This is a genomic window from Serratia sp. YC16 (assembly GCF_009707615.1).
GTDB classification, from domain to species: Bacteria; Pseudomonadota; Gammaproteobacteria; order Enterobacterales; family Enterobacteriaceae; genus Serratia; species Serratia surfactantfaciens.
Genome location: NZ_WLYN01000010.1, coordinates 81,174 through 100,175, shown reverse-complemented (window position 1 = coordinate 100,175; position 19,002 = coordinate 81,174). Strand labels below are relative to the sequence as shown.

General features: G+C 61.6%; 15 protein-coding genes. 3 read left to right on the top strand and 12 right to left on the bottom strand.

Going from position 1 to position 19,002, the window contains the following annotated elements:
• Positions 1-5: 5 nt before the first annotated feature.
• The 5 genes from GKN89_RS20745 to GKN89_RS20725 all read right to left on the bottom strand — a co-directional run bounded on the left by GKN89_RS20745 (position 6) and on the right by GKN89_RS20725 (position 5,359).
• The gene (locus tag GKN89_RS20745) at positions 6-992 is read right to left on the bottom strand and encodes an autoinducer 2 ABC transporter substrate-binding protein (RefSeq protein WP_025159885.1); all 987 of its coding nucleotides are present in this window, start codon (positions 990-992) and stop codon (positions 6-8) included.
• A 328-nt stretch (positions 993-1,320) separates the two neighbouring features.
• On the bottom strand, positions 1,321-2,664 hold the full coding sequence (gene gdhA, locus GKN89_RS20740; RefSeq protein WP_019455234.1) for an NADP-specific glutamate dehydrogenase: 1,344 nt from the start codon (positions 2,662-2,664) through the stop codon (positions 1,321-1,323).
• 203 nt (positions 2,665-2,867) lie between these two features.
• Positions 2,868-3,305 carry a universal stress protein UspA gene (uspA, locus tag GKN89_RS20735; RefSeq protein ID WP_019455233.1) on the bottom strand — a complete coding sequence of 146 codons (438 nt, stop codon included), beginning with the start codon at positions 3,303-3,305 and terminating at the stop codon, positions 2,868-2,870.
• Between the two features lie 267 nt (positions 3,306-3,572).
• Positions 3,573-4,481 carry a LysR family transcriptional regulator gene (locus tag GKN89_RS20730; protein ID WP_019455232.1) on the bottom strand — a complete coding sequence of 303 codons (909 nt, stop codon included), beginning with the start codon at positions 4,479-4,481 and terminating at the stop codon, positions 3,573-3,575.
• 104 nt (positions 4,482-4,585) lie between these two features.
• Entirely contained in the window at positions 4,586-5,359 is a 774-nt protein-coding gene (locus GKN89_RS20725; protein WP_019455231.1) for an SDR family oxidoreductase, read from the bottom strand.
• A 433-nt stretch (positions 5,360-5,792) separates the two neighbouring features.
• Between GKN89_RS20725 and uspB the strand changes: the two genes are divergently transcribed.
• Positions 5,793-6,128 carry a universal stress protein UspB gene (uspB, locus tag GKN89_RS20720; protein ID WP_019455230.1) on the top strand — a complete coding sequence of 112 codons (336 nt, stop codon included), beginning with the start codon at positions 5,793-5,795 and terminating at the stop codon, positions 6,126-6,128.
• Between the two features lie 72 nt (positions 6,129-6,200).
• On the opposite strand, the gene pitA is transcribed toward uspB, so the two are convergent.
• Positions 6,201-7,703 carry an inorganic phosphate transporter PitA gene (pitA, locus tag GKN89_RS20715; protein WP_019455229.1) on the bottom strand — a complete coding sequence of 501 codons (1,503 nt, stop codon included), beginning with the start codon at positions 7,701-7,703 and terminating at the stop codon, positions 6,201-6,203.
• Positions 7,704-8,003: 300 nt separating this feature from the next.
• Between pitA and GKN89_RS20710 the strand changes: the two genes are divergently transcribed.
• The gene (locus GKN89_RS20710) at positions 8,004-9,203 is read left to right on the top strand and encodes an NAD(P)/FAD-dependent oxidoreductase (RefSeq protein ID WP_198637099.1); all 1,200 of its coding nucleotides are present in this window, start codon (positions 8,004-8,006) and stop codon (positions 9,201-9,203) included.
• A gap of 29 nt (positions 9,204-9,232) precedes the next feature.
• Here GKN89_RS20710 and add read toward each other — a convergent pair whose 3' ends face one another.
• Together add and GKN89_RS20700 are read right to left on the bottom strand one after the other, a co-directional pair.
• Positions 9,233-10,225 carry an adenosine deaminase gene (add, locus tag GKN89_RS20705; RefSeq protein ID WP_154747663.1) on the bottom strand — a complete coding sequence of 331 codons (993 nt, stop codon included), beginning with the start codon at positions 10,223-10,225 and terminating at the stop codon, positions 9,233-9,235.
• 14 nt (positions 10,226-10,239) lie between these two features.
• Entirely contained in the window at positions 10,240-11,175 is a 936-nt protein-coding gene (locus GKN89_RS20700) for a nucleoside hydrolase (protein WP_154747662.1), read from the bottom strand.
• 239 nt (positions 11,176-11,414) lie between these two features.
• Between GKN89_RS20700 and GKN89_RS20695 the strand changes: the two genes are divergently transcribed.
• Positions 11,415-12,020, top strand: coding sequence for a Crp/Fnr family transcriptional regulator (locus GKN89_RS20695; protein ID WP_230329017.1), 606 nt, complete (start codon positions 11,415-11,417; stop codon positions 12,018-12,020).
• Here the strand turns inward: GKN89_RS20695 and GKN89_RS20690 are convergent.
• The 4 genes from GKN89_RS20690 to GKN89_RS20675 all read right to left on the bottom strand — a co-directional run bounded on the left by GKN89_RS20690 (position 12,017) and on the right by GKN89_RS20675 (position 18,901).
• A complete protein-coding gene (locus GKN89_RS20690) occupies positions 12,017-12,430 on the bottom strand; it encodes a VOC family protein (RefSeq protein WP_154747661.1) in 414 nt (137 codons plus the stop codon). The two genes, GKN89_RS20695 and GKN89_RS20690, sit on opposite strands and share 4 nt — an antisense overlap.
• Before the next feature lie 95 nt (positions 12,431-12,525).
• A complete protein-coding gene (locus GKN89_RS20685; RefSeq protein WP_154747660.1) occupies positions 12,526-14,709 on the bottom strand; it encodes a virulence factor SrfC family protein in 2,184 nt (727 codons plus the stop codon).
• Positions 14,706-17,651, bottom strand: coding sequence for a virulence factor SrfB (locus tag GKN89_RS20680; protein WP_063918423.1), 2,946 nt, complete (start codon positions 17,649-17,651; stop codon positions 14,706-14,708). The genes GKN89_RS20685 and GKN89_RS20680 overlap by 4 nt, the downstream gene beginning before the upstream one ends.
• Positions 17,651-18,901: an SrfA family protein gene (locus GKN89_RS20675; protein WP_370520268.1), complete on the bottom strand. Its 1,251-nt coding sequence runs from the start codon at positions 18,899-18,901 to the stop codon at positions 17,651-17,653. The genes GKN89_RS20680 and GKN89_RS20675 overlap by 1 nt, the downstream gene beginning before the upstream one ends.
• Between the last annotated feature and the right edge of the window lie 101 nt (positions 18,902-19,002).

Sequence of the window (19,002 nt, the reverse complement as noted above, 5' to 3'; positions counted from 1 at the left end):
AAAAATCAGAATCCGAGCGATTGGGCGTTGTCTTTGGTGACTTCCAAAATCTTGTTAAACCGAATCACTTTGTGCTCCATATCGACGTCGGCCTTGCCCAGCCCCTCGATCGACAGATCTTTGTTCACTTCCTTGCCCTGCAGCAGCTGATCGGCCACCGTGACCAGCGCATAACCGGCATCTTTCGGATCCCACAGCAGCGCTTTCTTGATGTCGCCGCGCATCAGGTAAGGGGCGGCCTGCGCCGGCATGGCGATGCCCACCACCGCGATTTTGTCCTTGGCGCGCTTCTTGGCCACCGCCTGGCCGGCACCGATTGGGCCGAGCGAGCCGAAGCCGATGATGCCCTTCATCTGCGGATAGGTTTTCATCAGATCCAGCGTGGTGGCGTAGGATTTGTCGATGCTTTCCGCCACCGGCAACCGCGAGGTGACTTCAAACATGTCCGGGTATTTTTCTTTCTGGTATTTGATGGCGGAATCGGCCCAGGCGTTGTGCAGCGGTACGGTCAGCGAACCGACGTAGATCGCGTAACCGCCTTTGCCGCCCATGTCTTTCGCCAGCTCATCGACGTTGGCCTGCGCGTATTTCTCGCTGTCGATGGTCTCGATGTCCCACTGGCCGATCTGCTGGTCCGGGGATTCATGGGTCAGCACCACGATGCCTTTGTCGCGTGCCTTTTTCAGCACCGGCTCCAGCACCTTGGCGTCGTTCGGCACCACGATGATGGCGTTGACGTTCTTGGCGATCAGATCCTCAATCACCTTGACCTGCGCGGCCGGATCCGGCGTAGCAGGGCCGGTCTGATAGGCGTTGACGTCGAGTTTTTTCGCCGCCTCGTTAACGCCCGTTTCCATGCGGTTGAACCACGGAATGCCGGTCACTTTGGCGACCACGGCGATCTCATATTTATCAGCGGCGAACACAGGTGTTGTCGATAACATGCACGCAGAAACCACACATGCATTTAATAATGCGAGGTTAAATTTCATTAGCTGTACCTTTTTTTATCTGTAGGGGTGGCGGTTTTTCCACCGCTGCAGATTACAAAGGAATGGAAGAGGGGGCGTAGCTGAAGTTAATAAAATGTGATCTGCGCACATTTAAGTAAAATATTGACGGGTTTGTTGTTAAATAAATGTTTAATTATTTGGCAGTGGTAAATTTACTACCGATTAAATGGTAGTTTGAAACCATTTGATAACTTAAGATTAACAAATTGAGATCATTTTGACGGCGTGAGGGCGGAAAAAAATGCCGGCGCAGAGGCCGGCATTGAAGCATTTAATCGATGTGTGAACAAGATCACCTTTGCGGCGATTACAGCACGCCCTGCGCCAGCATGGCGTCGGCGACCTTGACGAAACCGGCGATATTCGCGCCGTGTACGTAGTGAGTTTGCTTGCCTTCGCCGCCGTATTCCACGCAGGCGTGGTGAATATCCGCCATGATATGTTGTAAACGTACATCCACTTTCTCCGCCCGCCAGCCGATGCGCGCGGCGTTTTGCGCCATCTCCAGCCCTGAGGTGGCCACGCCGCCGGCGTTGGCCGCCTTGCCCGGCGCGAACAGCACCCCGGCGTCGAGGAAGGCGTCGGTGGCCTGGATGGTGGTCGGCATGTTGGCGCCTTCCGCCACCGCTTTCACCCCGTTGCGGATCAGCGTCTGCGCCGCGTCGAGATCCAGCTCGTTCTGAGTGGCGCACGGCAGGGCGATATCCACCGGCACGTTCCACGGCTGCTGGCCCGCCAGATAGGTCAGGCCGCGCTCGCGAGCGTAATCCGCCACTCGGCCGTAACGCTGGTTTTTGATCTCCGCCAGGTGCGCCAGCTTCTCGGTGGTGAAACCATCTTCGTCCACCAGGGTGCCGCCGGAATCCGATACGGTGATCACGCGCGCGTCCAGCTCCAGCGCTTTTTCGATGGTGTACTGCGCCACGTTGCCGGAGCCGGATACCGCCACCCGCATGCCTTCAAAGCCCAGGCCGTGGCGTTGCAGCATGGCGTCGGTGAAGTACACCAGGCCATAGCCGGTCGCCTCGGGGCGGATCAGGCTGCCGCCGAAAGAGAGGCCCTTGCCGGTAAACACGCAGGCGGTATTGTTGGACAGCTTCTTCATCATGCCGGTCATAAAGCCGACTTCACGGCCGCCTACGCCGATGTCGCCGGCCGGCACGTCGGTGTCCGGTCCCAGATGGCGATACAGTTCGGTCATCAGCGCCTGGCAGAAGCGCATGATCTCGCCCTGGCTTTTGCCCTTGGGATCGAAATCGGAGCCGCCTTTGCCGCCGCCCATCGGCAAGGTGGTCAGCGCATTCTTGAAGGTCTGCTCAAAGCCGAGAAACTTCAGGATCGACAGGTTTACCGACGGGTGGAAGCGCATGCCGCCCTTGTAAGGGCCGATGGCCGAGTTGAACTGGACGCGGAAGGCGCGGTTGACCTGCACCTGGCCGCGATCGTCCACCCAGCTGACGCGGAACTGAATGACGCGCTCGGGCTCTACCAGGCGCTCCAGCAGCGCCTGTTCGCGATAGCGCGGGTTGCGTTCGATAAACGGCCACAGCGAAGTGAACACTTCGCGCACCGCCTGCAGATATTCCGGCTGGTGGGGGTTATGGCGCTGTAACGAGGACAGGAAAGACTCTACCGATGCGGCATATTCCATGGATAACTCCTTTTAGCATTAAATGTTCCCCCGCTGTTTTTTATAGAAATGGGTTTAGGCGATGCTCGGGGGGAGGATGTTGTGTCTTTAGCGACTATATCATCGGAGGGCGGTTGATTATCAAGCGATTAATCGGTGTGACGGCATGAAAAACGCCCGCATGGCGCGGGCGTTGGGCAGCTTGGTTAGCGGGCGCTTACTTTTTACTCGTCTTCTTCATCGCGCAGCGGCACGATCAGCATGTCGATGTGCACGGTATTGATCAGCTGGCGCGCGGAAGACATCAGCTTGCTCCAGAAGTCCTGGTGGTGGCCGCACAGCACCAGGTCCATATCGTATTTCTTGATGGCGTCCACCAGCACCTGCGCCAGATCGCCGCTGCCGCTCAGGGTCTCGCTGATCGGGTAGCCGGCGTTCTGCGACAGCTCGGTCAGCGCCTGATGGGTTTCCTCGGAGATGCGTTTTTGCATGTCGCCGAGGTTGACGTCGATCAGGCCAGTATAGAGATCGGAATAGTTGACATCGACGTGGATCAGAGAAACTTTAGCGTTGTACGGCCGCGCCATAGAGACGGCTTTCTCTACCAGGATCTTGCTTTCCGGGGATAGGTCTACCGCGATCAATATGTGTTTGTAAGCCATAAGAATACTCCTTCCATAAACATGCCGATTAAAAAGGGTTAGCAGGCGTTCCATGTACCCGCCTGGCGCTTTTGGTTCCATAGTATCATTCGGATAACGCAATGATATGTTGGGGCGATCACACTGCGCCGCATCGAAACGCTCTCCGCCCGATACCTTTCGTTGTACACCCGCGCGGCGTAAAAGCCTATGGGTTATGCGAATGCTGACGGTCTGACCGCTTGAATTATAAGCGTTATTAAACAAAGTATAGCGCTAAATGTGCAATCAGCGTTCCAGATGCGGCTGCAGCAGGCTTTCAAACCACTCGTGAAACACCGCCAGGCGGCGCGAACGCTGGCGGCGATGGGGATAGATCAGCGCGATCGGCATGGAGGCGGGGCGGTAATCGGGCATCACTTCCACCAGTTCGCCGGCGTCGAGCAGATGCTGCACGTCGTAACGCGGGATTTGCATCAACCCCAGCCCGGCACGGCAGCAGGCGATATAGCTTTCGGCGTTGTTGACTACCACCCGGCTGGGCAGTTCGAGCCGCTGCGTGTGGCCGTCGTCGGTCAGGTATTCCCAGGGGGATTCGCGGCCGGTTTTGGGGGAGGCGTAGCCGATGCTCCAGTGTCCTGGCGCGAGATCGCCGGGTTGCTGCGGGTAACCAAATTCGCTCAGGTAGGCGGGGCTGGCGCAGTTGATCTGCGCGATCCGGCCGAGCGGGCGCATCACCAGGCTGCTGTCGTGGAGATCGCCGACGCGCACCGCGCAGTCGACCCCTTCCTGCACCAGATCGATGGCGCGATCGGCGGAGCCGAGCATCAGCTGCAGGTGAGGATGGCGCCGCAGCAGGCCGGGCAGCGCCGGGGCGATCAGCCGGCGGGCGATGCGGCTCGGCACGTCGACGCTGAGCCGCCCGGAGGCCTGGCGCTGGCTGGCCTGAAACGACTGATCGATGTCTTCCACTTCGGCCAGCAGCGGGCGCAGTCGTTCGAGCAGCTGCTCGCCGTCGGCGGTCAGCCGCACCTGCCGCGTGGTGCGGTGCAGCAGGCGCACGCCCAGCTGCGTTTCCAGTTGTTGCACGGCGGCGGACACCGAGGCGCGCGGCACCTCCAGCGCATGGGCCGCCCGGATAAAGCTGCCCATTTCCGCCACCTGCACGAATACGCGGTATTGATTGAATCTGTCCATCTCGTTGACCTGCTGTTCCTTGGCGCCGTTCCCGACAGAAAGTGTAGCCGCATGGCGCGGTTGCGCGCGAGCAGGTGCGGGGGCGATATTTGCCCCCGCCGGGATTATTTGGTGGTGTAGCCGCCGTTGATCAGGATGGTTTGGCCGGTTACCCACCAGCCGTCGCTGACCAGATGGCGGATGAACGGCACCACGTCTTCGATATCGGTCAGGCCGGTTTTGCTGAACGGCGACAGCGCCGCCGCCGTTTTGTGGTAGGCCACGGCGTCCGCGCCTTCCGCCGGGTAGAAGAATGGCGTATCCATCGGGCCGGGGCCGACCGCGGTCACGGAGATGCCGCGTTCGCCGAACTCCTTGGCGGCGGCGCGGGTGAAATGCTCCACCGGCGCCTTGGTGCCGGCGTAAGCGGCGTAGAACGGCGTGAAGGCGCCGAGCAGCGAGGTGACCAGCGTGCAGATTTTACCGTTGTCGTTGAGGTGCTTGCCCGCCTCTTTCAGGAAGAAGAACGCAGTTTTGGCGTTGACCGCCGTCATCTCGTCATACTCGGCTTCGCTGATGTCGACCATCGGTTTTTTCAGCACTTTGCCGACGGTATTGATGGCGATATCCGGCTTGCCGACGGCGGCGATCGCATCGGCGAACAGCTTCTCGACCGCGCCCGCGCTGGTCAGATCGGCCTGCAGCGCGACGCCTTGCGCCCCGGCGGCCTGAATGGCGGCGACGGTTTTCTCCGCCTCGGCTTTGGAAGCGGCGCTGTTGTAGTGGATCACCACCGCTTTGGCGCCTTGTTCAGCCAAATCGCGAGCGATCAGCCCGCCGAGATTTTTGGCGCCGCCAGCGATCAGAACGGTTTTTCCCTTGATTGAATGGTTTGCCATAACAGTTTCCTTGGATGAACGTAACGGAAACCTGAGTCTAGCCAGCGCCGGGGGAAAGATCAGCGGCGTGCGGCGGGATAGACTATCCAGAAAAACCGACTAATTATCGGCCGGCGACAACTCGCTATCTCGCCCCGGCGGGGGGCTTTCGGCGCACGGCGGTAAATTTTATCCACTGATCAGGCCAGTTTGCGTTTCATTAACCTACAATGATGGATATGGGCCTCATCATTTCCCCTCTGAGTAGAACCACGCTGTGCAAGTTTCTCTGTGCGGTGCGGCAACGTCTTCGGAGGCGGTGGGTTATGGGCGTGGCCCGTGCAGGCAAAAAAAGGGGATGAGAGCGGTAAGCTCCAGCAGAGTATCGGGTAATGAGGTAGGGCGGTTGGACCCGGCGGATGGCCGTGGATAACAACGCCTTGAGGGGGTAATCATGATCAGTACCGTCGCGCTGTTTTGGGCCTTATGTGTGGTGTGTGTGGTAAACATGGTGCGGTATTACTCTTCTCTGCGCGCGCTGCTGGTGGTATTGCGCGGCTGTGACCCGTTGCTGTACCAATACGTCGACGGCGGCGGTTTCTTCACCGCCCACGGGCAACCCAGCAAGCAGCTGAGGCTGGTGCGCTATATCTTTGCGCAGCGCTATGTCGAGCACCACGATCCGGAGTTTATTCGCCGCTGCGAGCGGGTGCGCGGGCAGTTTATGCTGACTTCGGCTCTGTGCGGCCTGGTGGTCATCAGCCTGATAGGGCTGATGATCTGGCATTGATGTCTGTCCGTTTCCTTTGATGCAGGCAAAAAAAAGGCGGCCATTCGGCCGCCTTTCTCATGATGCTATCGGTTAGATCAGCTTCAGCGCCACCCAATACAACGCACCGGAAAGCAGAATCGAGATTGGCAGGGTCAGTACCCAGGCCAACAGGATGTTTTTCACGGTTTTGCTCTGCACGCCGCCGCCGTCCACGATCATCGTCCCGGCAACCGCCGAAGAGAGCACGTGGGTGGTGGAGACCGGCATGCCGGTATAGCTCGCTACGCCGATCGACAGCGCCGCGGTCATCTGGGCCGACACGCCCTGGGCGTAGGTCATGCCTTTCTTACCGATCTTCTCGCCGATGGTAGTAGCCACGCGTTTCCAGCCCACCATGGTACCGAGCGACAGCGCCAGCGCGACGGCGACGATGATCCACATCGGCGCATACTCGACGGTCTGCAGCAAATCCTGACGCAGGTTCTTCAGGAAGCGCTGGTCGGCAGATGAGGTTTCCGGCAGCTTGGCGACTTTATCCGCCGTGTCGGTCACGCACATCAGCAGGCGGCGCAGGTGGCTGCGCTGCTCAACCGTCAGCTGATCGTAGCTTTGCAGGTTGGTCAGCATGCCCTGAGCCAGTTCGATCGCCGGCATGGCGCGCGAACTGTCGCAGTGGAACTCGGCCGGCTTGTTAGGTTCGGCTTCGTCATCCGGGCTTGGCACCAGCGGCGTCAACGACACCGCATGCGACAGTGCGTCACCGTGCTGCTGGTAATATTGCTGCAGGTGGGTCACGGCATCACGCGTACGGGTGATGTCATAACCGGTTGCATTCATATTGACCACGAAGCCGGCCGGCGCCACGCCGATCAGCACCAGCATGATTAGGCCGATGCCTTTCTGGCCATCGTTGGCGCCGTGCGAGAAGCTGACGCCAATCGCCGACAGGATCAGTGCGATACGGGTCCAGAACGGCGGCTTGCGTTTGCCGTCGACCTTTTCACGTTCCGCAGGGGTCATGTGGATACGCTGGCGTTTCTTGGTGCCACTCCAATAGCGGCGCAAGGCGAACACCATCACTCCCGCCACCATCATGCCGACCAGCGGCGAGAACAGCAGAGAAAGGAAAATGCCAATCATTTTCGGGACGTTAAGCGCATCCACCACCGAAGTGTGGGTCATCAGGGCGTTGGTTAAACCGACACCGATGATTGCGCCTATCAGCGTATGGGAACTGGAGGCCGGCAGACCGAAATACCAGGTGCCGAGGTTCCAGATGATTGCCGCCAACAGCATGGAGAAGACCATGGCTAATCCGTGTGCTGAACTGACGTTCAACAACAGATCGGTAGGCAACAAGTGGACGATGGCGTAAGCAACACTCAAACCGCCGAGCATTACGCCAAGAAAGTTGAACAAACCTGCCATCACGACCGCAAGTTGCGAGCGCATGGCGCGGGTATAAATAACTGTAGCGACCGCATTGGCCGTATCATGAAAACCGTTGATGGCTTCATAAAACAACACGAACAACAATGCGAGAATTAACATCAGGCCGGTATGGAAATCCAGGCCAGCGAACAAATGCAGCATAAGCGTTACGCCAGTTTGTGGACATGAACGCCGCGCATTATCAGTGACAACCGGGGCCGGGGAAAAGGAAAATATGACGTTTTTTTGATTTGGACATGACGAAACGATGGCGTGTCTATAACAAAAATATGAAATATCAACGCGTTATTCTCCTCTGACCTCTGTAATATTTTCTTACTATGGCGTTGACGGCGCCGGGGCTTTACAATCTGCCGCCGTGAATTTGGCGGTGACCGGCGGCGAAACGGCGTAATATGGCGCTCTTTTGTCGCGATTGTGGTTTTGATAAGAGAGGCTCAGGTGGAACAGTTTGATGTCGTAGTGATTGGGGCGGGCGCTGCCGGCATGTTTTGCGCCGCGCAGGCGGGGCAACTCGGTTGCCGCGTGTTGCTGCTCGACAACGGCAAAAAACCGGGCCGCAAGATCCTGATGTCCGGCGGCGGGCGCTGCAACTTTACCAACATGTATGCCGAACCGGCGGCCTACCTGTCGAACAACCCGCATTTCTGCAAGTCGGCGCTGGCGCGTTATACCCAGTGGGACTTCATCGATCTGATCAACCGCTACGGCATCGCCTACCATGAAAAAACGCTGGGGCAGCTGTTCTGCGACGACTCGGCGCAGCAGGTGGTGGATCTGCTGGTCAAAGAGTGCGAGCTGGGCCAGGTGACGATGCGCCTGCGCAGCGAAGTGCTGGGCGTGGAGAAAACCGCACAGGGTTACGAACTGGCGCTGAATGGTGAAAAAGTGAGTGCTTGCTCACTTGTGGTGGCCAGCGGCGGATTATCCATGCCGGGACTGGGCGCCTCGCCGTTCGGTTACAAGCTGGCGGAGCAATTTGGCCTCAAAGTGCTGCCGACGCGCGCCGGGCTGGTGCCTTTTACCCTGCATAAGCCGCTGTTGGAGCATTTGCAGACGCTATCCGGCGTCTCGGTGCCGGCGGTGATCACCGCCGAGAACGGCGTCAGTTTCCGCGAAAGCATCCTGTTTACCCACCGTGGCCTCTCCGGGCCGGCGGTGCTGCAGCTGTCGAGCTATTGGCAGCCTGGTGAGTATGTGAGCGTTAACTTACTTCCTGAGCTGGATCTGGCAGCTTTCCTCGATGAACAACGCCGGCAACACCCGAACCAAAGCCTGAAAAATACCCTGGCGCTGCAATTGCCGAAGCGGCTGGTGGAATGCTTGCAGACGCTGGGACAACTGCCGGAGGCGACGCTGAAGCAGCTGAATGCCCCGCAGCAGGCGGCGCTGGTGGATCTGTTGCAGAACTGGCGCGTGCAGCCGAACGGCACCGAAGGCTACCGCACGGCGGAAGTGACGCTCGGCGGCGTCGACACCAACGAACTTTCCTCCAAGACGATGGAAGCCCACAAGGCGCCGGGGCTCTACTTCATCGGCGAAGTGGTGGACGTGACCGGGTGGCTGGGCGGTTACAACTTCCAATGGGCCTGGAGCTCGGCCTGGGCCTGCGCCCAGGCGCTGGCGGCGCAGGAACGTTAAAACGCCGCTCAACCTAGAAATGCGCCGGGTCACATTGGCCCGGCATTGAGCTGATTCATTAATTTTGTTTTAGTGTCATCGTCGAGAAAACTCGCCTCCAGCGCCTGCCTGTTACTGCGGTTAAAATCTTCATCGCGCCAGCCGAAGGCGTCGTGCAGCAGCTGATACTCCTTGTTCAGCGTGGTATCGGCGACGGTGCGCGCATCGGTATTCACATTCAGCCGCACCCCCCACTTTTTCAGCCGGTCTATCGGATGATCGTCGATGCTGTCGAACAGATTGCAGGTGAGGTTACAGCTGGGGCAGATCTCGAGCAGCACGCCGGTGGCTATCAGACGCTCGACGAGCGCGGGGTCCTCGATGCTCCGGACGCCGTGGCCGATGCGCGACACCTGCAGCCGATCCAGCGTCTCCCGCACGCTGTCTGCGCCTTTCGCCTCACCGGCGTGGGCGATGACGTTCCCACCGGCCTCACGCACGGCGCGAAAGGCCGCCACATGGTGGGTTAGCGGATAACGCGCCTCGTCGGCGGCCAAATCCAGCGCTACCACGCCACGGCCCAGAAAGTTAACCACGAGCCCGGCGGTTTGCAGGCTGGCGGCCGCATCGAAATGCCGCAGCGTGCACAGGATCAGCCCGGCGGTGATGCCGTAAGTTTGCGCGGCGTCATGCATCGCGGCGAGCACCGTCTCGACCACCGATTCGCCGGTTAATCCCATCCGGGTATGCAGCAGCGGAGCAAAGCGCACTTCCGCATAGATGACGTTATCCGCCGCCAGCTGCGCGAACAAGTCATCGACGGCCAGCGTTATCGCCTGGCATGTCTGCAAGAGGTCTATTTGCGGCGCGATCTTGCTTAAAAAGTCCCCCAGATCGGCGCATCGCTTCGGCGCGATAAATTGCCGATTAAATGCCGCTCTGGTTATTTGCGGGTCGGCCTTCTTTACATAGTGATAGCTTAAACAGGTATCCAAATGGACGTGTAATTCCACCTTGTTTAATTTGCTCGGATCGAAAGTCATGGCGGCCACCTATTTCATTCGCGGTGAGATAACAGCGAGAACAGTTTTTCTTTAAACAGGCCGGGTTTAATGCGGGTAATTACGCGCGCATTGGCCGGTTTGCCGGTTAGGTGGGTGGAATCGATGACGTAATGGCCGTAAGACCCTTCACTTTTATATTCTACCCAGGAATACGCCTCCAGACTGGTCTCGACGATGTCCGGGTAGAGCGCCACCGCCATGGTGGTCGGATCGGGTAAATCAAACCCTATACGCTCGGTGCGCCCGGCGTTAAACGCCATCAGCGTGCGGTTGCAGCGCACGGCAAAGCGCCCCAGCTCGCTGAGATCATTCAATCGAGCTATATCGCGTTGGTCGATAAACGCTTCCCCCATGCCGATCTCCCAGCCGACCAGGGTGAGCGGCAGCCCGGCAGTGAGCACCAGATGCGCGGCTTCGGCGTCGGCGTAAAAATTAAATTCGGCCAGCGGGGTGATATTGCCGGGCATCAGCCCGGAACCGCCCATGACATAAACCCTTTTCACTTGTTCGGCCAGCGCGGGCGCTTTCAGCACCGCCATCGCAAGGTTGGTCAGCGGCCCGAGGGTGACGATTTCCAGCTCGCCATTGAGCCGTGCGGCACAGTCGATGATGGCGTCTACGGCATGAACGGGTTCTGCGCTCAGCTGTGGGTTCGGCAAGGCCATGTCGCCCATGCCGTCTTCGCCGTGAATATGGTGCGAGTGATAGCGCGTGCGGAAGAGCGGTTTCGCCATGCCGGCGTAGACCGGAGGGGCATAGGTTCCCGCTTTTTCCACGCAAATGAGCGCATTTTTGACGCATTGTTCAAGTGGGCAGTTGCCTGCGACGGTGGTGATCGCTTCCACCTTCACGTCGGATTCGCGCAACGCCATCAGCAGCGCGACGGCATCGTCGGAAGCGGTATCGGTGTCTATCAGAATATGTCGCATGGCACTCTCCTTGGGTGGGGTCTGCGGAGAACATACCCAGACGACCCGAGGCAAAAAAGGCCAGATGTCCTTTTTCGTTCTGAAGCGCGCCGGCTATGCTGGGCGCAGCCGAAAAGATAGGATGCAAGACGTTAACGGATAAGCCCCGGGAGTGAATCACCGTGAAAACTGTCGGTGACAGCAAGCTAAAAGAAGCGTTTATCGACGCTCACGATCTGCGAACGGCGCTTTCGCCCCCGTTGCTGGCCGCCTTGCGCCTGGTCAGCGTCGAGGCCGGTGAGCACCTGGTGACGCAAAGCGATCGTTTGAGCCACCTATATTTGCTCGTACAGGGAAAACTGCAGGTGGAGAATTACGACGCGAACGGCATGCACATCGTCTTTTCCTTTGAAACGGATTTTTCCGTAATCGGCGATCTGGAGCTGTTCTCCCAGGCGCAGCGGTCGGTGTTCAGCAGCGTTCAGGCGGTGACGGACGCGCTGATCTTCACGCTGCCCATCGAGGTGATCAGAGAGCGAGCCATGCGCGATCCCGCCTTCCTCACCTTTATGTGTCGGCAGCTGAGCGACAAGCTGCTTAACGCTTCATTGCTGCATGCGAGCGGCGGCTTAACGGCAGAATATAAGTTGCGAAAGTTTCTGTTATTTAAAATAAAAGACGAAGGCGTGCAGATTCAGCTCGAAAATCGGGAGTTGTTGGCGGGCAGATTAGGCATCTCCGTCAGGCAACTGAGCCGCGCACTGGCGCAGCTCGCGGCGGACGGCATGATTCAGTTTAAAAACAAGTCACTGCGGGTGACGGATCGCCAGCGGCTGTCCGGCCTGGAAGACAATCAGAGGGCCTAACCGATCGCCGGCCCCTTCAATTCCACGCGATTGCCGTCCGGATCGCTGAAATAAATGGACGGGCCGTCTCCCTCCGCGCCATAGCGCGATTCGGCGGGATCAACGTCGATCCCCTGCGATCGCAGATAGGCCAACAGCTCGCCCTCGTTGAAAGGATCGATGCGCAGGCAGACGTGATCGACATTTTGCCGGTGAGGATCGGGCGCCGTGCCGCCTTTTTTCCCCAGCACGCCGTTAATGTCCACCAGATCGATCATGGCCGCACCGGCGCGCAGGTGCATCAGCCCCAAATCCGGCCGCTGTTTGGCGATATCACAGCCAACGATCTGGGTATAAAAATGCAGGCTTTTCTGCATATCGCGCACGCGCAGAACCACATGGTCGATAGTCTTCAGGCTGAAAGGGCGCATGATTTTCTCCTGGAATCGCTGCGTTACCCATCAGCATAATCGGCAATGCCCGATTTATCCTGTTTACGCCCTCCTATTGCTGCCAGAGCCGCTGCTTATCTCAGGGCGGCGACGATCGCCGCCAGCTCGGCGCGCTGCTCGTCTGCCAGCGCGGGCTGCGCCTGCGCCGCATTCGCCGCCAGCAAGGTCTGCAGGCCGATCAGCCAGTCATAGATATAAAACGCGGTATTTTTGGTCGGCGTCGGCGCCAGCCGGGTGAGCCGCTGCTGGCCGCTCCAGTCCACTGCCGGCTGCGGCGGCGGGGTAAAGATCGGCTGGCCGGGGTTGACGCGGCTCTCGGGGCGCGTTGCCGCATCGCGCCGCTGGAAGCCGAGCCAGGCGACGAAGTCGCCCAGCAGCGCCAACGCCTGGCTGATCTGCCGATCTTCCCCTTGTTCCGGCAGGCCGCCGGCGCACAGTGCGCGCTGCAGCTCATCATCGAGCTGCAGGCGGCAGGCGGCGCCGATCAGCGCATCGACCAACAGTTCGAGGTGCGGTTTGTCGACGCCGAGCAGGTCCAACAGCTGCCGGTTGTCCGGCAGTGCGCGCAGATGATTGATCCAGTCTGCGAAGATTCGCGCGGCAAAAGGCGATGCCGGCTGTCCGCCCGCCGCCGCGGGTTCTTGCGCGCCGAACAGATCGATATCCAGTCCGAACGGTGAAGGCGTCGCCGTCGGGGTCGGCGCGGCGTGCTGCTGTTGCTGATAGAGCTGGCGCAGCGTATCGCGCTGGGGCAACAATCGTTCCAGCAGTTCGCCGTGGCGGCCGGCCTGCGCCTGCAGCGCGCGCAGCAGCTGTTGGGCGCGTTGTTGGGTCGCGTGCGGATCGGCGGCGGTGAGCCAGTTGCCGAGCAGGCTTTCCGTCAGCTCGCGCTGCAACTCTTCGCGCAGCTCGAGCAAGCGCGCTTGCTTGTGGGACGGGCGCGCCTGTGCGGCCAGGTAGTTCACCATGCGGCGGCAATCCTGCTCATCCAGCGCCAGCAGCGTGGCCCAGCTGTCACCGGGTTCGCCGACCTGGCGCTGAACGGCGTCGTCGGGGCGCGATTTGCCTTCCTGGCGTTGGTCGAACGGCGTGATAGCCCAGATTAAACCGGGCTTGCGGCGCTGGCGCAGCGCCGGGGTTTCCCCCTGGGTGTGGTCGACCCAGCCGGCGAGCGCCTGGCCGATGCGCGCGGCGTCCTGCGGCGTTGCGGCGGCATCGGTCACCAGCAGCAGGCTGGCGTGCAGGCCGTCCGCACAGCGGGTCAGCAAATGGGCGCGCTTCGCCTGCTGCAGGCGCTGCGTTGGCTCTGCCTGCGGGCAGCTGCGGCTGCCGGGCAGGTCGATCAGAGCTACGTCGGCGGGCAGGCCTGCCTGCGCCGCCGGCGGCAGGGCGGTGGTCACTTCAGCGGTCAGCCAGGCCAGATCGCTTAGCCCAATCTCCCGCTCATCGCCTTGTTCGGTCAGCACGGCGAACGCGGCGTTTTCCGGCGCGGTGCTCGCCGTCAGCAGCGCCAGCGCGCGGCGCGGAGCGTGAACCTGCCGGCTGCCGCCGAGGGCCTGCAGCGCGTGCGCCAACTGGCGATAACGCGCCGTCAGCGTCGGATCCTCCCCCCACAGCGGCGCAAACAGGCGCGCGCGATCGTCGATGCTCAACTGCGGCGCCAGCGTCACCGCCTGCGGCCAGAAGTGCCTGTCCAGCGTGTGTTGTGCTTTGCCGCCGTGGCGGCGCAGGCTGTCCCACAGCGCCAGCACATCGTTGCCGTCAAGGCCGTCGACGGCGATCGTCTGGCGATGGCGCGCCAGCGTCTGCAGATGGTCGGCGATCGCGCGGGCGTCCCAGTCCGGGCGGAAGCCGCTCATCGCCGCGGCGTCGAGCGTGATGGCCAGCCACTGCGCTTCATTGAGCAGGGCGAGGGCGATCGGATACTCGGCGGGGCCCGCTTCGGCCGCCGTGCAGTAGCGCACCGCGAGCGAAATGTCCGCGTTGAAGCGCTTTGCGCCCGGCGCCAGCGCCGCCAACAAATGGGCTTTGGCGGCGGCGTTGTGGCCATACAAACCGATGGCGAGCTGTGCAGGCCGGGTGTTTTCCAACCGGGCGGCACGGTTATGGCAACGACGCAGACGCTGTATCAGGCGATCGGCCTCCCGCTCCAGGCGGGGGGATTGGCGGCGTGCGGCGTCTACCCAGTCGATCGCCTGCAATATGCCGGCGCTGAGCGCGTTATTCGGGGCCGCTGGGGCGAAGGTTTGTGTGTTCATCGTGGGTAAATGCTCCCGCTGTCTATCCAGTAGTGGGTCGCACCGGAGGCGCTGGCAGCCAGGGTATTGAGTTTCAGTTGCAGGTGGTGCGCCGGGACGGGGCTGCCGTCGGCCAGCAGCGCCTGCGCGATCTTGACGCTCTCAGCGCCCTGTTCGGCGCTGGCGGTGATGGCCAGCCGCAGACTGATCACCGCGTCGCCGGCCAGCTTGCGCGCCAGCTGGGTGTCATTGATGGTCAGCGTATAGAGCGGCGAGGCCGGCCAGCGTTCGTTGTCCAGCTGGCGGAAGCCCAAACGCAGCGGGCCGCGCAGCTGGAAGCTGCCGGCGGGGTCGAGCGCGAAATCGGCGCGATCCAGATCGATGTCGCGGTAGTAGACGTTATCATCCGCCAGCATGTTGTTGCCGTCCAGCATGCCCAGATAGCGAATGGTGGAATAGGGCTGGAAATCCCCGACGTTGAAGTAAAAGCTTTCCAGCCGTAGATCGATCGCCAGCAGGCACAGCATGGCGCCCACGGCGGCGGTGGATTTGGGATTGTCGATGCGGCCGCGTTTGTTAAACGGATACCAGCTGCGGGTGTGATAGCCCTCAAGCGGCAGAATGCGGCTGGCGGGCAGCGGCTGCAGGTGGCGCAGCAGCGCCTGTACGCCGGGGAAGCGCGCCGGGCGGCCGGTCAGCAGCAGTACGTCGCAGGTATACAGCGCCACCACTTCGGCCAGCAGGCGCAGACAGTGGCCGATGCCGATGCGATCGGACAAGAAGGCGGCGTGCAGGTCGGCCAGACGGATCACCAGCGGCGTGTGCAGGATATCGAAGGCGTCGCTGTCGGCTTCGCGTTGCACTTCGCCGTTGATAAACGCCAGCACCTGCGGCGTCGGCCGTTGCGGCAGCAGATCGCCGAGGCTGGCGGCGATTTCCGCGCGGCTGTCCAGCGGATCGTATTCTTCATAGGCACCGAGCAGCGCGCGCCCGGCAGGCATGAAAATCTGCAGCGCGGCCTGCTGGCGCAGGGTGGAAAGCCCGTCCATGCGCCCTTCGTTGCCGAACAGCTTATCCATCAGCGCCGCTGCGGCGCTCACGCCGGCGGCCTCGAACGCCTGTTGTACGGCGGGCAGGACAAACTGCTGAATGATGTCCAGCAGGATGTCGTCGCCGGCGACCTTAAAGCCCTCGCGGAACAGCAGGCGCGGATTGATTTTTATGTTGCTGCCCACGCCGTCGTCGAGCGAGTAGTGCGTAATCGCCAGATCCGTGGTGCCGCCGCCAATGTCGATAGAGGCGATGCGCAATGTCTTGCCGGCCTGTTCACCCGGCGCCAGCGGCCGATCGGGCCGCGCCATGGCGGCGAAGAAGGCATCGGTGCGGCCGGCGAAGTTCACCTGGGTTTCGTTGTACAGATAGACCATCTGGCCGCAGGTGGCTTCGTCCCACTCGATCTGCACCTGCGGCGCCGGGAAGCGGGTGTGTTCGCCATCGAACGGCGCATCCTGCGGGTGCCAGCCGAGGGCTTTCCACACCAGCCCGATCGCTTCCTGCATTCGGCGGCGGAAGAGTTCGCGCTCCGGCTTTGGCATCGCCGAAGGCAGCGTCAGAATGATGGCGCGCAGACGGCGCGGTGCGGCGGCGTTCGGCATGCGGCTGCGCTGGGCGATGCTGTTGATCTGCATCAGCGCCTGCGCCAACAGCTCGCTCAACATCAGGCTCATCACCGCACTGCGGCTGTAATGGGCGGCGAATACCGGCAGCCGTTGCGCCGTCGGCAGGGCGGACAGCGGTATGCCCTCATCGTTGATCAGCGTGGTCAACGGCGCGGCGGCGGCCATCGGTTCGTGCCGTTCGTTGAAGCGCCAGCCGGGCGCATAGCGCTCCTCATCCCACAGATAGCGGCGCGGGCTGGAGATGCCGGTGGTGCCTTCATGCCCTTCGCGTCGCTGCGCCAATTGCGCGGCTTCGCGGCCGACCCGGGTGATGGAGGGCCATTGGAAGGCGTCGTCGCGCCCGCTCTGGAAAGACAGATGCGGCTTGCCGAAGACGGCCTGAGAAAACTCCACCCGACTCTCGAACAGTTCGTTATAGACGCGATGCGGTTCGGACAGCGATCGCAGCTGCAGCTCATAGGTTTGCTTCAGGCCGTTGCTCTCTTCCGGATGGTCTTCGACCAATACGCCGCAGGTGTGGGAGTTGCCGACGTCCAGCACCAGATCGACGTCGATCGCCGGCTGTTGCAGCGTCGCAGCCGCCATTTTTATCTGCGGCACCGCCAGCTGATGGCCGAGCATGTGCAGCAGGTTGAGGTAGTGCGCCTGGTACTCGAAGGTTTTCAGCCCGGCGTTGATCTCCGCCTCGGCGCGTTGTTCCAGCTCGACGGCGCGCTGGCTGAACGCCTCGCGCAGCCAGCCGTCCACCCAGGTCAGATCGAGAAACTCACCCAGTTCGTGATTGCGGTGCGCCAGCGCGAAGTTAAGGCCGGCGCCGAGATCGCTCTCGCCCGGCGCCAGCGCTTCCTGGGCGGGCGCGGCGGCGCGGGTGTCGAAGGCCAGCACCACGCGCAGCAGGTGACCGTCCTGATCCGGCTCATCCAACTGCACCACCTGCAGGCGCGCCCAGTTATCCGGGCCTGATAAAAACACGCCCGCCGGGGTGTGGCGCAGGAACGGCAACGGCAGCCAGAGCTTATCCAGCAGGCGCAGCGACTGCTGCAGCGGGTAGCTGAACTCCGGCCGTACCACCTCGGCGGCCTGTCCGCCTTCGGCCGGCAACTGGTATTTGCCGCTCTCGGCCTCCCATTGCAGGCGCAGCAACGGGCCACTGGCGGTCTTGCGCACGAATTTGCCGGGAAACTCGGCGTCCAGCAGCGGCGTCAGGGCAAAGTCCAGAAACTGGATGCCGCTGTCCTGAATCAGCGTAATGCCATGTTTGTAGTCCGTAAGAGGTGCCAGCATCATTTACTCTCGCGCTTGAACGTCATGGGATAGGTGGTGTCCGCATCGTAGCGGCCGGTGCACTCCGCCGCCCCGGTCTCGCCCTGGCGGCAGACGATTTCCGGGATCTGGTAGCGGCTGCCGTCGCTGCAGCGTGCCTTGGTTCGGCTGTTGATCACCAGATTGCCGGACTGCATCAGCCCGGCCTCGACCGCCACCCGGCAGCTGACGCCGTCGCCGTAGGCGATGATGGCGTTGCCCTTGCCCGCGTTCAGACGGTATTGCAGGCTGGGGCGTTTGCCGGTGATCGGATCTTTCAGCGCCACCGTGGCGCGCCATTTGCCGTTAAGAAAACGGGTGGAACCGGCCTTTACCGCTTCGGGTGGCAGCACCAGAGCGTTTTTGTCCACCGGCTGCGGGAGGACCGGCGCCGGTGGTGGCGGCATCAGCGTCGCGTGTGCCAGCGGCAAGTGCAGTTTTGGCAACGGTGCGGCCGCCTTCACCGGCGACACCGGCTGCGGTTTTGCGGCCAGCGGTGCCGGCTCTGGCGCAGGCGGGGTCGGCGAACGGCCCAGCCAGCCGGCCAAGGCGCCGCCCAGTAGCAGCATGAGCGGTAACCCTATCCAGATAGCGCGGCGCCGGCGTGGGCGTGCGGCTACCGGGGGCGCGACGGTTTCGGCCGGGGTGGGCACCGGTTCAGGTTCTGCTACCGGAGCCGGTGTTACCGGCTCGGCCATGGCCGGCTTGCGCGGGGCGGCGGCGATCGGCGCCGGTTTTTCCACTTCCGTTTCGGCAGGCCGCAGGCAGGCCAAAGGATCGTCCGGGTTCTGCGCCTGCGGTTTGATAAAGCCCCAAAAGGTCAGCACCGGCCGGTCGTCCACCAGATAGACGTGGTTGGGATCGGGGATATGCATCGCTTTGGCCAGCAGCGCGCCGAACAGGCGGTGGCTGGGGTGATCGGTCGCCTGGGTTTGTTCCGTCAGGCTGCGGAAGGTCGTCAGGCAGTGTTCCAGGTGGCGCACCGCCTGCGCTCGCTGGGCATCGCTCGCCGCCAGCCAGGAGGTGACCTTGCCGGGGAAGGGTGCATACCAGTCGATGCGGGTGCCGCTTTCGTTCGGCTGCGGGATCGCCAGGCAGTCGGCGGCCTGCTGCTGCCGGCGAAGGCGCAGGGTTTCCCGCAGCTGCTGCGCGCAGGCGTAGACCGGTTGCCCGTTCTCGCCTAAAGCCAGCACATCATCCAAACTGCCACTGCGTAAGAAGGGTTTCACCACGGCGCCGCACCTTGTCCTGTTCTACAAAAACGCATAAAAGTCCATGATACCGCGCCGACTGCACCGCCAAACGGCCAAGGACAGCCCGAAAAACGCCCTTC